Raw genomic sequence first — 14,817 nt, 5'->3', positions numbered from 1 at the left:
AGGCTACCCTTGGGCGCCGTCGCCGCCGTCACCCTCGCCGTCCTCCGGTGCCACGATCGTGACGGAGAGCGGGGGAGAGGCGTTCGACGTGCGCTGGTCGCCGCCGGAGCACAGACCCTGATACGTCGCGATGAGCTGCTTCCCGACGGCGTCGCCGACCGTCACCTGCGCGTTGCGCTCCGTCGGCTGGAAGTTCGGGCCGCCGGAGGCGAAGGTGCCGTTCTGCAGCGAGACGACGTAGCCGGACAGCGTCGTGCCACTGGGGCAGGTGAAACCGGTGCCCCAGGAGATCGTCACGGTGCTGCCCGCGACCGGGTCGCCGGTGATCGTCGGCTGGTCGGTCGGCGTCGGCAGCGGCGTGCGGCCGGCGTAGACCGTGAGCGCGATCGGGGTCGTCGTGGCGACGTTCCCCTCCGGCTGCACCCGGTAGACCTTGCCGACGTCGCCGTCGCTCGGGGCGGGGTCGCCCTCTCCGCAGGCGATGTCGGAGAACCCGGCCTCCTTGAGCGTCGCGGTCGCCGTGCCGCAGTCCATGCCGTTGAGACCCAGTGCGGTCACGTCGACCCGGGTCTCGTCGGGCGTGGGCTCCTGCGAGGGCGTCTGCGTCTGTGTCTGCGTGGGGGTGCGGCTCGCGGACCCGGTGGGGTCGGGGTCGGCATCCTTGCCCTGGTTGCCGAACAGCGCCCACAGCGTGCCGGCGACGACGATGAGCAGCAGGACCAGCAGCGCGATGAGCGGCCAGGTCCAGGCGCTCTTCTTCTTCTTTTTCTTCTCCTGCTCCTCCGCGGCGGCCTCGTCGGTGGGAAGCTGCGCGGTGGTGGGGAGGATGCGTGTGGTGCCGTCGTCACCGGTCGCAGTGAGCATGCGCGTGGCGTCGTCGTCGCCGGCGATGCCGCCCGTCGCGATGGCGGGCACGGCGATGGCCGCGGAGTTCAGGTCTCCGCGACGCAGGGCCTGGGCCGCACGAGCGACCGTGGCCGAGGAGGAGGGGCGATCCGCCGGCTTCTTGGCGATCATCGCCATGACCAGGTTCTGCACGGGGATCGGGACCGTCGGCGGCAGCGGCGGCGGCTGCTCGTTGATCTGCGCCATGGCGATCGCGACCTGCGACTCGCCCGTGAAGGGGCGCTTGCCGGCGAGGCACTCGTACGCGACGATGCCGAGCGAGTACGTGTCGGTCGCGGGGGAGGCAGGGTGACCCGACGCCTGCTCCGGCGACAGGTACTGCACCGTGCCCATGACCTGACCGGTCGCGGTGAGCGGTACCTGATCGGCGATCCGGGCGATGCCGAAGTCGGTGATCTTCACACGGCCGTCGGGCGTGATGAGGAGGTTCCCGGGCTTGATGTCGCGGTGCACGAGACCCGCGGCGTGCGCGGCCTGGAGGGCCGAAGCGGTCTGCGCGACGATGTCGAGCGTCTTGTCGGCACTCAGTGCGCCGTCCCGCTCCAGGATCGTCGACAGGGCCTCACCCGGCACGAGCTCCATGACGAGGTAGGCGCTGCCGTTCTCCTCGCCGTAATCGAACACGCTGGCGATGCCCTCGTGGTTGACGAGCGCAGCATGACGCGCTTCCGCGCGGAACCGCTCGAGGAACCCGGGGTCCCCCATGTACTCGTCCTTGAGGATCTTGATGGCGACGGTGCGTCCGATGACGTGATCCGTCGCCTCCCACACCTCGCCCATGCCGCCGATCGCAATCCGCGACTGCAGCTCGTAGCGACCACCGAACGACACACCCTGCGTCGGCCTCATCTGCCCAGCACCGCCTCTATGACCTTCTTCGCAATCGGAGCGGCGATGGTGTCCCCGCTTCCTGATTGACCCTGTCCGCCGCCGTTCTCGACGACGACCGCTACCGCGACCGCGGGGTCGTCCGCGGGGGCGAACCCCGTGAACCACAGCGTGTGCGGCCTGTTTCCGTTCTCCGCCGTTCCGGTCTTACCGGCCACGTCGACCCCGTCTATTCTTGCACCCTGCGCCGCGCCGTTTGAGACGCTCGCGACCATGGCGGAGGTCACCTCGTCGGCGACGTCCGGCTCCATCGCGCGACCGAACTCGGTGCTGTCGAACGACCGGATCACCGAGAGGTCGTTGCCGATCACGGCGTCGACCATCTGCGGGTTCATGACGACGCCGTCGTTGGCGATGCCCGCGGAGACCATGGCGATCTGCAACGGCGTCGCGGTCACCTGCCCCTGCCCGAATCCGGTGAGGGCGGTCTGCGCGTCGTCGAGTCCCTGGGGGTAGCTCGAGGGCGTCGAGGTGAGCGGGATGTCGAAGCTGCGGTTGAACCCGAACTTCTCCGCCATCTCCCGGATCGTGTCATCGCCGAGCTCGACCGCGAGCTCGGCCATCGGGATGTTGCAGCTGAGACGGATCGCCTCGGCGATCGTGACCGTCGCGCCGGAGCCGCAGGTGCCGCCCCACGCGTTGGAGACGCGACTGTTCGAGCCCGGCAGCGTGTACGAGGCGGGGTTGGGGAGGGTCGACTCCGGCGTCCACTCTCCGCTGGCGTAGGCGGCCGCCGCCACGACGATCTTGAAGGTCGACCCCGGGGGATTGAGGTCGCCGGCGATCGCCCGGTTCGACAGCGGTTTGCCGGGGTCGGCCACGAGCTGGTCATAGGTCGCGTTGGCGGCGTTCGCGTCGTGGGTCGCCATGCTGTTCGTGTCGAAGCCGGGGGTGGACGCCAGTGCGAGGATGCGTCCGGTCTTCGGATCCATCGCCACGACGGCGCCCTGCAGGCCGTCCAGTGCCTTGGTGGCGGCGCGCTGCGCAGCCGTGTTCAAGGACAGCTCGACGCTGAACCCGCGCTGGGGCTGACCGGAGAGGATCCGCTCGATCTCCGCGAAGAACGCGTTCGAGCCGGTGCCCGAGAGATCGGCGTTCATCGCCTCCTCGATGCCGGTGCTGGAGCCGAGCGCGGGGTTGAAGTAGCCGGTGACGGGCTCCCACATCTCGGCGTCGGTGTAGACGCGCTGGAACCGGTACGTGTCGTCGCTGGGGACCGAGTTGGCGATCGCGGTGCCGTCGACGATGATCGCGCCGCGCTGGATCTCGTAGCTGTCCAACCGGGTGCGCTTGTTGTGCGGATTCTGCGACAGCCCGTCGGTCTCGACGACCTGGATCCAGCTCGTCGCGGCGAACAGCGCGATGAACATGAACAGCATGACGATGCTGAGTCTGCGGAGTTCTCGTGTCATGTCAGCCGATCACCACCCGGGGCTGACGGCGGACGCCGTCGGAGATGCGGAGGAGGAGTGCCACGATGAGCCAGTTCGCGACGAGCGACGAGCCACCGGCGGCGAGGAACGGGGTGGTCAGACCGGTCAGCGGGATGACCCGGGTGACGCCGCCGACCATGATGAACACCTGCAGCGCGATGGTGAACGACAGGCCCGTGGCGAGCAGCTTGCCGAAATCGTCCTGACCGGCGAGACCGATGCGGACGCCGCGGCTGACGAACACCATGTAGAGGCAGAGGATCGCGAAGAGCCCGATGAGGCCGAGCTCCTCGCCCAGGCTCGTGATGATGTAGTCGCTGTGCGCGAGCGGCGTGATCTCCGGGCGGCCCTGACCCCAGCCGGTGCCGATGAGGCCGCCGCGGGCGAGCCCGAACAAGCCCTGCATGGGCTGGTATCCGGCGCCGTCGGGGTCGACCTTCGAGGAGTCGAACAGGAAGAGCCAGTTGACGAAGCGGCCCTGCACGTAGCTGAGGATCTGGGAGGCGACGGCGACGCCGGCGACCACGAGGCCGAGACCGATGAGCACCCAGCTCGTCTTGCCTGTCGCGACGTAAAGCATGGCAACGAACATGCCGAAGATGAGCGTTCCGGTACCGAGGTCGCGCTGGACGACGATGATGCCGAGCGAGACGAGCCAGACGACCAGCACCGGACCGAGCTCGCGCATCCGCGGCCAGGTGATCCCGAGCACCCGCTTGCCCACCGACGTCAGGCTCTCCCGCGTGCGCACGAGGTAGCCGGCGAAGAAGATCGCGAGACAGATCTTTGCGAGCTCTCCGGGCTGGAAGGCGAACATGCCGCCGAGCGAGACCCACACCTGTGCGTTGGCGTCGGGGATCCGCAGACCGGGCACGAACGGCAGGAGCAGGAGGAGGATTCCGGCGAGTCCGAAGATGTAGGTGTACCGGAACAGGATCCGGTAGTTGCGCAGCAGGATGACCACCGTGATCGCCCCGGCCAGCGAGATGGCGGTCCAGGCGAGCTGTTTGGTGGAGTACGCGTTCCACCCGGTGTTCGCGAAGGCGATGTCGATCCGATAGATCATCGCGACGCCGAGTCCGGTGAGCAGCGTCGCGATCGGGACGACGAAGGGGTCGGCGTCGGCGGCGACGAAGCGGAGCACGATGTGCAGCGCGAACGCCAGAGCTGCCAGGCCGCCGCCGATCGCCAGGATCATCGGGTCGATGGTGCCGAGGGCGCCGAGCTGGACGAGGGTGAGGGCGGCGCCGCTGATCGCACAGGCGAAGAGAAGCAGCCAGAACTCGCGGTTGCGCTGCGTCTGCGGCATGCGCAGGCGGCGCAGGGCCTTGATGACCGTGGTGTCGGCCTGGACGTCGGTGCTCACCCGGCACCTCCCGACGGTGTGGCGCTCGGGGAGGGGAGCGGTGTGGGCAGCGGGGTCTGCTCGATGATGTTCGCCTCGGCGCCCGTGCGGAGCCGGTCGACGATGGCCATCGCGTCGGAGAGCGAGCGTGCGCTGATCGTGCGCTCGACCGAGGCCCGCTGATACGGGGGCAGGTCGGCGAGGAGGATCTCGGTGTCCTCCACCGGCGTCGACAGCGTGATCGGACCGATGTTCTGCTGCACACCTTGGAAGATCACGACACTGTCCTCATCGGCGCCGATGAAGTAGCGCGTCTGCGTCCAGCTGTAGGCGGCGAACGCGGCGAAGCCCAGCATCGCGAGGACGACGAGGGTGCCGGCGATCCAGCCCAGCCGGCGGCGCTTGGCGCGACGGCGGTCCTCCTCGATCAGCTCCTCGAGGTACTCGGGTGCCGGCTCGAAGTGGCTCGGCTCATTCGCGGCCTGCCGCACCGGGTGCAGCCAGTTGCTCCGCGGGGCCCGCACCGGCGGCACGTAGACACCCGACGGGTTCGATGCCGCTCCGACGATCGTGGCGGTGCCGGAGTGGACGGGGTGCTGACCGCCGACGTCGACGATCACGATCGTGACATTGTCCGGGGCGCCGCCGTCGAGGGCCTGCTTGAGGAGGTTGTCCGCCGTGCGGCCGGGGGCGAGCCCGAGCTGCATGGCCTTGAGGATGCGGGCCTCGTCCACGACACCGGAGAGGCCGTCGGAGCACAGCAGCCAGCGGTCGCCGGGCTGCGCGTGCATGACGAACATGTCCAGCTCGGGGTCGGCGTCCATGTCGCTGAGCACGCGCATGAGCACGGAGCGCCGCGGGTGGTACCTGGCCTCTTCCGGCGTGATGCGGCCGGAGTCGACCAGGCGCTGCACGAAGGTGTGGTCGGCCGTGATCTGCGTCAGCGCGTCGTCGCGGTAGAGGTAGATGCGGGAGTCGCCGATGTGACCGATGACGGCATACTCGTCCACCATAATGATGGCGCTGAGCGTGGTGCCGAGCCCGGCGAGCTCCGGACGATCCTTGGCGGCGCGGATGAGGTCGCCCGCGGCGGTCGTGGCGGCGGCCTGAAGGGCGGCCTGCGCGTCCTCCGTGGAGGAGTACGGCTGGTCCAGCGGCTCCATGCGCTGGATCGCGATGCTGGAGGCGACGTCGCCGCCCGCGTGCCCGCCCATGCCGTCGGCGACGACGAACAGGTTCGCCCCGGAGTACCCGGAGTCCTGGTTGTTGGAGCGGACCTTCCCGGTGTGGGAGATCGCGGCGCTCGAGCCTTCGAAAACCATGCCGGCGTCAGGCCCTCAACTCGAACGTCGTCGCGCCGACCTTGACCGGGGTGCCGAGGCTCAGGGAGACCGGGCCGCCCGTCACCCGCTGGCCGGCCACGAACGTGCCGTTCGTCGAGTCGAGGTCCTGGATCGCCCAGGTGTCACCGCGGAGTATGAGTCGGGCGTGATGGCTGGACGTGTAGTCGTCGCGGATCACGAGGGCGGATTCGCTGGAGCGGCCGATCGTCATCGCGTCGGAGCCGAGGGGGAGCTCGAGACCGGCCTTCGGCCCGGACGTGATCACGAGGCGCTTCGCCGTCGCCACGGTCGCGGGGCCGGTCGAGGGTCGCGCCGACGAGGGACGGGGCGGAGCGGTCGGTGCCGGAGCGGCAGCAGCGGGTGCTCCCGCGGTGGCCTCGGCGGGGAGCTTGCGAGCACGCACCCCGAACAGGTCGGCGCGCAGGGAGTAGACGACCCCGAACACGAAGAACCACATCAGCACGAGGAAGCCGATGCGGAGAAGGAGCAGGACCAGTTCGCTCATCCGAGGGCTCCGAACACGCGGGTCGCGTCGTCGTCGGGGCGGGACGACCGCGACGGGGTGGCGACGGGGACGATGCGGAACACGAGGTCGGTGCGACCGATCGTGATCGTGGTGTCGGAGGGGAGGGCGGCTTCGCGGAGCTTCTGCCCGTCGACCTTCGTGCCGTTGGTGGATCCCATGTCGCGGAGCATGGCGCGCTCGCCGTCCCAAAGGATCTCGGCGTGACGACGGCTCGACCCGGCGTCGGCGATGGTGATGTCGGCGTCCGAGCCACGGCCGATCACGGTGCGGGCACGCGTGAGGGTGTGCCGGCGTCCGTCGACGTCGACCACGGCCTGCCAGCTCACGCGTCCTTCGACGGTGCCCGAGGTGACGCGCACGGTGCCGGTGGCGACCTTGTCGTCCGCCTCGAGTGTGAGGGACAGCGGGCCGGCGAAGCTGTAGCCCTGCGACTTCGCGTGCTTCGTGAGGAGGGCGTGCAGCTCGTCCGTCAGCGCGCCGCCGAGCCCGCGCATGCGCTCCGCGTCGTCGGGGCTCAGACGCACGACGTAGTTGTTGGGCGCGATGATGCGGTCACGGCTCACCACGGCCGCAGTGGTATCCGCCTCGCGTCGCAGCGCCGAAGCGATCTCCACGGGCTGGATGCCGCTGCGGAAGGTCTTCGCGAACGCGCTGTTCACTGCGCGCTCGAGACCCTTCTCAAAGCTGTCAAGTAGTCCCACTGGGCTCCTCTGGCATGCCGACCGGTAGGGACATCGTAGCCAGGTGACCTGGGGGAACGCCGCCGACGCCCCACCGGGGGTGTGCAACGAGGCCGAAAACGCGTGATATCCTCGGAAAGTTGAGTTCTTCGGAACGAGACGCTCGCGCGAGTGGCGGAATGGTAGACGCGCTGGCTTCAGGTGCCAGTGTCCTTATGGACGTGGGGGTTCAAGTCCCCCCTCGCGCACAGCGAGACATTCATGAAAGAGTCGGTCAGAGTCTGACCGGCTCTTTCTTCTTCTCCGCCGCGAACGCCCATCGATCGGTCTCACGCATGACCCCTTGGATGCACACCGCCGGACTCATCCTCGTCCGCATCGTCTTCCCCGGCGTCCTGGGCCTCATCAGTGGGCTGCTGCTCTGGTTGGGCATGCTCGAACGGGACGACGCGCCCGGGTTCGCCTGGGTGATGATCGCGACAGGGGGAGCAGGGGTCCTGGTGTCCCTCGCCGTGCTCTGGCGACTCAACAACGCGCGCGGTCGCGAGGATTTCCGGTGGTACGTCGTGCCGGAGGGCGAGGTGGAGGACGCCGCCCCGCCGGAGCTGCTGTCGGCGGAGGAGAGGGAGCGTCTCACCCGCGAGTTGGCCGAGGTGAACCGCCGGTGGCGAGAGGCACTGGAGGCGGGTTTCCTCTCCGGCGGCTCGCTCGCCGCCCACGAGATCCGTGCGGAACTCGAGGAGCGCGCCGCGGTTCTGCGCCACCGACTCGGCCTGTCCGCCGAGCAGGAGAACTGACTCACGTCCTCATCCTGGAGGGACGAAAGTCACCCTGGAGTTCCCTGATCGCTCCCCCTACTCTCAGCCGTATCCCAGTTCGGAGGGGTGGGTGAACTGGGCCCGGAACAGGGGAGTGTCCATGCAGTTCTCTCTGCATACGAATTCCGAACGCGAACAGAAGAACAGGGACCGGAGAACGCGACGACGCCTGCTGTCGCCGCGACGACCGTGGGCGGTGGCGACGATGCTGGCCCTCGTGCTCGGGTCGCTCGTCGCGCCCGTGCTGCCCGCGACGGCAGCCCCTGGTGACCCGGCGCAGCTGTACCTCGGCGTCTCGTACGAAGGTCCGATCGTCGGCTCCGACAAGGACCTCACGGCACCCACGGAGTGTCCGGCGAACTCGGTCCTCACCGCGGTGCAGACGGAGAACCGGACGGCGGAGGCCCCCGGCGCGACCGGCAACTCGATCCTCACGCGCTTCAGCCTGCAGTGCTCCACGATCACCGTGAGCAACGCGGGCGTCGTCACCGCGACGGTGAACCCCACCTGGATCACCGGACCGGTCTACGACCAGAGTCGCGGCAACGTGCAGACCGCGACGTGCCCCGCGAACACCTTCGTGCACCGGATCACGGGTACGACCTTCGTCGGCGACAACGGCGCCCGCTGGCCCTCCTCGGTGCAGATCACGTGTCGTCCGATGACCTTCACGGCGACCGGCGAGCTGCGGGTCAACCTCGCGGCGACCCCCACCGTCCTCACCGCAGGCCAGAACTTCAACACCAACGGCGGTCTCGACACGCCGACACCCCGATGCGGCCCCGCCGGGACGACCGGAACGAGCGACATCGTCGTGCGCGGCTACCGGGCTCAGAGCGGTGGCGAGGGCATCGACGGCTTCAATCCCTCCTGTACGACCATCCCCGACGACTTCGGCGATGCGCCGGCCAGCTACGGATCGGTCTCCCAGGAGCTCAATGCGGCGACGTATCTGGGGTGGTCGGCCGATGCCGAAGGCGCCATGCAGTACAGCGCGACCGCCACGGGCGACAACGCGGTCGGCGGCACGGCCCCGAACCAGACCATCAACGACGAGACGGGGGTGGCGTCGTTCGGGCCGATCATGGCGAGCGTGACCAACACGTATTCGGTGTCGGTGCTGGCGTCGAACAAGGTGCCAGGGGTGCCGGCGACCTTGGTCGGCTGGATCGACTTCAACCGCAACGGCGTGTTCGATGCGAATGAGGGTGCCACCGCGGCGGTGCCCGCAGGGACGGCGGACGGCTCGTCGGTGACGCTGAACTGGTCCGGCATCGCCTCCCAGACGGTGGGCGGGCAGACGTTCGCGCGGTTCCGCATCCAGAGCGGGACGGGTCTGACCACGGCGACCCCGACGGGGACCGGCGGCCCGGGTGAGGTGGAGGACTATGCCCTCGCGATCACGGCTCCGGCGCCGTCTCTGGCGTTGACGAAGACGGTCACGCCGACCACCGCCTCCGCGGCGGGGGACACGGTGACCTACTCGTTCGCGGTCTCCAACACCGGCAACGTCGCCGTATCGGGTCTCGGCATCCGCGAGTCCGCGTTCAGCGGCACCGGGACGCTCGGGGCGGTGAGCTGCGCGGCGACGACGCTCGCCGTGGGGCAGAACACCACCTGTACGGCGGCATACACGCTGACGCAGGCGGACATCGATGCGGGCACGGTGACGAACACCGCGCTCGCGACCGGTACCTCCGAGGCCAACACGGGTGTGGAGAGCAACCCGAGCACCGCGACGGTCACCACGACCCGTACCCCGGCGCTCACGGTCGTGAAGTCGGCCACCCCGTCCGGACCGGACGACTTCACGGTCGGACAGGTGATCGACTACTCGTTCATCGTCACCAACACGGGCAACGTGACCGTCTCGAACATCGCGGTGAACGAGACGGCGTTCACGGGTTCCGGCTCCCTGTCGACGATCGAGTGCCCGGTCGCCCCCCTCGCCCCGGGTGCGCAGACGACCTGTAGCGCGAGGTACACCCTGACGCAGACGGACGTGGACGGGGGATCGGTCAGCAACACCGCGACCGCCACCGGTGTGCCGCCGGGGTCGCTGACGCCACCGGTGTCGCCGCCGTCGACCGTGCGCGTGCCGGTGGACCCGGCTCCGGCGATCTCGCTGGAGAAGAGCTCCGAGACGACCGCGATCACGGCCGCCGGACAGACGATCGACTACTCCTTCCTCGTCACCAACACCGGGAACGTGACCCTGACGAACGTCGGCATCGATGAGGAGGCCTTCTCGGGCACCGGGGCGCTGGACGTGAGCTGCCCGGCCGGCGCCGGATCCCTCGCCCCGGGAGCCGAGGTCACCTGCACCGCGAGCTACACCGTGACCGCCGCGGACTACAACACCTCGGCGCTCACGAACACGGCCACCGCGACGGGCACCCCGCCCACGGGCACGGCACCGGTGTCCTCGCCGTCCACCGTCGAGATCCCCGTCACCGCCGCCCCGGCGCTCGCGGTGACGAAGTCGGCGGACCGCACGGAGATCACCGCCGCGGGTCAGACGATCACCTACTCCTTCCTCATCACCAACACCGGAAACGTGCCGATCGCCGACGTCGGGGTGACGGAGACCGCCTTCACCGGCACGGGTACGGCTCCTGTCATCACCTGCCCCGCGGCCGCCGCATCGCTGGCTCCGGGTGCGCAGGTGACGTGCACCGCTCCCTACGTGGTGACCCAGGCCGACATCGATGCCGGCGGCGTGACGAACACCGCGACCGTGACGGGCGAGCCCCCCACGGGCGAGCCGCCGGTGTCGCCGCCGTCGACCGTGGTCGTCCCTGCGGACGAGACGCCCGCGATCAGCCTCGTCAAGACCGCCGATCCGACGTCGATCACCGCCGCCGGGGCGACCGTCGACTACGCGTTCGTCGTGACCAACACCGGCAACGTGACCCTGACCGGCATCTCCGTGACCGAGACCGCGTTCTCCGGCACGGGCACGGCCCCTGTCATCACCTGTCCGGCCGCCGCCGCCACACTCGCTCCGGCCGCCCAGGTCACCTGCACCGCGTCCTACGAGGCGACGCAGGCGGACGTCGACGCGGGTCAGGTGACCAACACCGCCACCGCGACGGGCACGCCGCCGCGCGACCTCGAACCGCCGGTGTCCGCGCCCTCCACGGCGATCGTCACGGTCCCCGGCGCGCCCGCCCTCACGGTCGTGAAGACGGCCGACCGGACGGAGATCACCGCCGCGGGGGACGTCATCACCTACTCCTTCCTCGTGACGAACACGGGCAACGTGACCATCTCGGACGTGACCGTCGACGAGGTGTCGTTCTCGGGTACCGGCGCGACACCCGTCGTCACCTGCCCCGCAGCGGCCGCGTCCCTCGCGCCCGGGGCCCAGGTCACCTGCACTGCGACCTACGAGGTGACACAGGCCGACATCGACGCGGGCGGCGTGACGAACACCGCCACTGTGACCGGTGACCCGCCCGGAACCCTCGAGCCGCCGGTGTCGCCGCCCTCCGAGGTCGAGGTCCCGTCGACCGAGACACCCGGGATCACCGTCGTGAAGTCGGCCGATCCTTCGACCGCCGCCGGCTACACGGTCGGAACGGAGATCACCTACACCTTCGTCGTCACGAACACCGGCAACGTCACGCTCACCGACGTGACGGTGCAGGACACGGCCTTCACGGGCTCGGGCGAGCTGTCGGCGATCACCTGTCCGGCGGGGGCCGCGGCGCTCGCGCCGGGAACCCAGATCGCCTGCACCGCCACGTACACGCTGACGCAGACCGACGTCGACTCGGGGCAGCTGTCGAACACGGCGACGGCGACCGGAACGCCGCCTTCCGGCACGCCGCCGGTGTCGCCGCCGTCGACGGTGGAGATCCCGGGTGACCCGGCGCCGGCGTTGACCGTGGCGAAGACCGCGGATCGAACCGAGATCACGGCGGCGGGGCAGACGATCACCTATTCGTTCCTGGTGACCAACACCGGCAACGTCACGGTGCGCGACGTGACCGTGGACGAGGGCACCTTCACGGGCACAGGGACGGCTCCCGTCGTGACCTGTCCGGCGGGTGCGGCCACCATGGCACCCGGGGCCCAGGTCACGTGCACCGCCGAGTACGTCGTCACGCAGGCGGACATCGATGCGGGCGGGGTGACGAACACCGCGACCGTGACGGGTACTCCGCCGTCGGGGGAGCCGCCGGTGTCGCCGCCGTCCGAGGTCGAGGTGCCGTCGGAGCCGTCGTCCGGCCTGTCGGTCTCGAAGACGGCGGACCGGACGGAGATCACGGCCGCCGGGCAGACGATCACCTATTCCTTCCTCGTCGTGAACACAGGCAACGTGACGCTGACGGATGTCGAGGTGACGGAGGCCTCGTTCACCGGCACAGGGACGGCACCCGTCATCGAGTGCCCGGCCGCGGTGGCGTCGCTCGCTCCGGGAGCCGAGGCGACCTGTACGGCGGAATACGTCGTCACCCAGGCGGACATCGATGCGGGCGGGGTGACGAACACCGCGACCGTGACGGGTACTCCGCCGTCGGGGGAGCCGCCGGAGTCCCCGCCGTCCGAGGCCGAGGTGCCGTCGACTCCGGCACCGGGACTGTCGGTGGTGAAGTCGTCCGACCGCACCACGATCACCGCAGCGGGCCAGACGATCACGTATTTCTTCCTCGTGACCAACACGGGGAACATGACGATCGCCGACGTGACGGTGGACGAGACGACCTTCACCGGAACCGGCACGGCTCCGGTCGTGACGTGTCCCGCCGCAGCCGCATCGCTCGCGCCGGGAGCCCAGGTCACCTGTACCGCGCCCTACGTGGTCACCCAGGCTGATCTGGATGGCGGCGGGGTGACGAACACCGCGACCGTGACCGGTACGCCGCCCACGGGCGAACCCCCGGTCTCACCGCCGTCGACCGTGCTGGTCCCCGGCGACCCGGCACCCGCGCTGACCGTGGCGAAGACGGCCGACCGGACGGAGATCACCGCCGCCGGGCAGACGATCACCTATTCGTTCCTCGTCACCAACACCGGAAACGTCACGCTCACGGAGGTGGGCGTGGACGAGGTCTCGTTCACCGGTACCGGCACCGCGCCGGTGGTGACCTGCCCCGCGGGAGCAGAATCGCTCGCCCCGGGTGCGGAGGTGACGTGCACCGCGACGTACGTCGTGACGCAGGCCGACATCGATGCGGGCGGCGTGACCAACACGGCCACCGGTACGGGAACGCCGCCGTCCGGGGAGCCGCCGGTGTCGCCGCCGTCGACGGTCAGGGTGCCGTCAGACGGGTCGCCGGCCCTCACGGTCGCCAAGACGGCGGACCTCACCGAGATCTCGGCCGCAGGGCAGACGATCACGTACTCGTTCCTCATCACCAACACGGGCAATCTGACGATGACGGACGTCGGTGTCGAGGAGGTGTCGTTCTCGGGGACGGGAACCGCGCCGGTGGTCACGTGTCCTGCCGAGGCGGCATCGCTGGCCCCGGGAGCGACGGTGACCTGCACCGCGCCGTACGTGGTCACCCAGGCCGATGTGGACGCCGGGCGACTGACGAACACGGCTGTCGCGACGGGGGAGCCCCCGACGGGACCGCCGACCAGCGAGCCGCCGGTCACGCCGCCGTCGACGGTCGAGGTCCCCGGCGACCGGAACCCGGCGATCACGGTCGTGAAGTCGGCCACCCCGAATGCTCCGGACTCCTATGTGGTGGGCCAGGAGGTCACGTACTCGTTCGTCGTGACCAACAGCGGCAACGTCACGCTGACGGATGTCGTGGTGAACGAGGGGGCGTTCTCGGGGACGGGGACGCTGTCGGCGATCGACTGCCCGGCAGGCACCGCATCGATGGCCCCCGGGGCGCAGCTCGTCTGCACCGCGTCGTACGTGCTGACGCAGGCGGACATCGACGCCGGTCAGGTGACGAACTCCGCCACGGCGACCGGCGTCCCGCCCGGGGATCTGCAGCCTCCCGTGTCGCCGCCGTCGGAGACGCGCGTCCCGGCGCTTCCCGCCCCCGGCCTGAACATCGTGAAGTCCGCGACCCCGGCCGTGATGACCACCGTGGGGGAGATTCTGGAGTACTCCTTCGTCGTGACCAACACGGGCAACGTGACGCTGGCGGACGTGGTGGTGGACGACACGGACTTCTCCGGAGAGGGCGAGCTGTCGGCGGTCACATGCCCGGATGAAGCGGCCCGCATCATCCCGGGGCAGACGGTGACATGCACCGCGACGTACACGACCACTCAGGCGGACGTGGACTCCGGACGGCTGACGAACACCGCGACGGCCACGGCGACACCGCCCACGGGCACGCCGCCGGTGTCACCGCCGTCGACCGTGGAGGTGCCGTTCGACGGGACCAACTCCCTCGCGATCGAGAAGCGGGCGACGACCGTCGACGTCAACGCGAACCGGATCATCGACCTCGGCGATCGCGTGGAGTGGACGATCATCGTTACCAACACCGGGGCACAGACGGTTTCCGACATCGCCGTGTCGGACCCGACGGCCGGTGCGGTCACCTGCCCGGCGACGAGCCTCGCCTCCGGGGAGCAGATGACATGCACGGTGCCCCCGCACACCATCGACGCCGCGGACGTGCGTCGCGGCGAGGTGCGAAACGTCGCGACGGTGACGGGGAACACGCCGGACGGGCCGATCGATCCGCCGACCTCGCAGACGATCACCCGAGTGGTCCCCACCCCGCCGACCGGTCTCGCGGTCACGGGCGGCACGCTGATGGCCGGAGGGCTGCTCCTCGGGGGAGTGATGGTCCTCGCCGGGCTGGGTCTCGGCCTCACCCGGGTGCGCCGGCGAGAGGAAGAGCAGGAGCAGCGCTGACCGAGAAGTGGTGGGGGGGGGGGGGGGGGGCCCCCCCCCCCCC

At 69.8% G+C, this 14,817-nt stretch carries 8 protein-coding genes and 1 tRNA gene; 3 read left to right on the top strand and 6 right to left on the bottom strand.

The features are described from left to right. Nucleotides 1-3 precede the first annotated feature (3 nt). The 6 genes from M4D53_RS15005 to M4D53_RS14980 are packed head-to-tail and all read right to left on the bottom strand — an operon-like array spanning nucleotide 4 to nucleotide 7,142. A complete protein-coding gene (locus M4D53_RS15005) occupies nucleotides 4-1,755 on the bottom strand; it encodes a serine/threonine-protein kinase (RefSeq protein ID WP_259954803.1) in 1,752 nt (583 codons plus the stop codon). Further along, nucleotides 1,752-3,206 (bottom strand): peptidoglycan D,D-transpeptidase FtsI family protein, encoded by a 1,455-nt coding sequence (locus M4D53_RS15000; RefSeq protein ID WP_259954802.1) that lies wholly within the window; start codon nucleotides 3,204-3,206, stop codon nucleotides 1,752-1,754. The genes M4D53_RS15005 and M4D53_RS15000 overlap by 4 nt, the downstream gene beginning before the upstream one ends. Nucleotide 3,207: 1 nt before the next feature. After that, on the bottom strand, nucleotides 3,208-4,593 hold the full coding sequence (locus M4D53_RS14995; RefSeq protein ID WP_187662805.1) for an FtsW/RodA/SpoVE family cell cycle protein: 1,386 nt from the start codon (nucleotides 4,591-4,593) through the stop codon (nucleotides 3,208-3,210). Beyond that, a complete protein-coding gene (locus M4D53_RS14990; RefSeq protein ID WP_060922719.1) occupies nucleotides 4,590-5,894 on the bottom strand; it encodes a PP2C family protein-serine/threonine phosphatase in 1,305 nt (434 codons plus the stop codon). Before M4D53_RS14990 ends, M4D53_RS14995 begins: the two co-directional genes overlap by 4 nt. 7 nt (nucleotides 5,895-5,901) lie before the next feature. Then, nucleotides 5,902-6,420: an FHA domain-containing protein FhaB/FipA gene (locus M4D53_RS14985; protein WP_187662806.1), complete on the bottom strand. Its 519-nt coding sequence runs from the start codon at nucleotides 6,418-6,420 to the stop codon at nucleotides 5,902-5,904. Next, a complete protein-coding gene (locus M4D53_RS14980; RefSeq protein ID WP_025102897.1) occupies nucleotides 6,417-7,142 on the bottom strand; it encodes an FHA domain-containing protein in 726 nt (241 codons plus the stop codon). Before M4D53_RS14980 ends, M4D53_RS14985 begins: the two co-directional genes overlap by 4 nt. Nucleotides 7,143-7,286: 144 nt before the next feature. Between M4D53_RS14980 and M4D53_RS14975 the strand changes: the two genes are divergently transcribed. The 3 genes from M4D53_RS14975 (at nucleotide 7,287) to M4D53_RS14965 (ending at nucleotide 14,774) form a co-directional block, all read left to right on the top strand. Continuing rightward, nucleotides 7,287-7,369 (top strand) — tRNA-Leu (locus M4D53_RS14975). An 87-nt stretch (nucleotides 7,370-7,456) separates the two neighbouring features. Further along, complete coding sequence (locus M4D53_RS14970; RefSeq protein WP_259954797.1) at nucleotides 7,457-7,918, top strand: hypothetical protein; 462 nt, start codon at nucleotides 7,457-7,459, stop codon at nucleotides 7,916-7,918. 226 nt (nucleotides 7,919-8,144) lie between these two features. Then, complete coding sequence (locus M4D53_RS14965; RefSeq protein WP_259954827.1) at nucleotides 8,145-14,774, top strand: CLIPPER-2 domain-containing protein; 6,630 nt, start codon at nucleotides 8,145-8,147, stop codon at nucleotides 14,772-14,774. Nucleotides 14,775-14,817 lie beyond the last annotated feature (43 nt).

Source organism: Microbacterium meiriae, assembly GCF_025143875.1.
Classification (GTDB): domain Bacteria; phylum Actinomycetota; class Actinomycetes; order Actinomycetales; family Microbacteriaceae; genus Microbacterium; species Microbacterium meiriae.
This window is presented reverse-complemented; position numbering and strand designations above follow the sequence as displayed.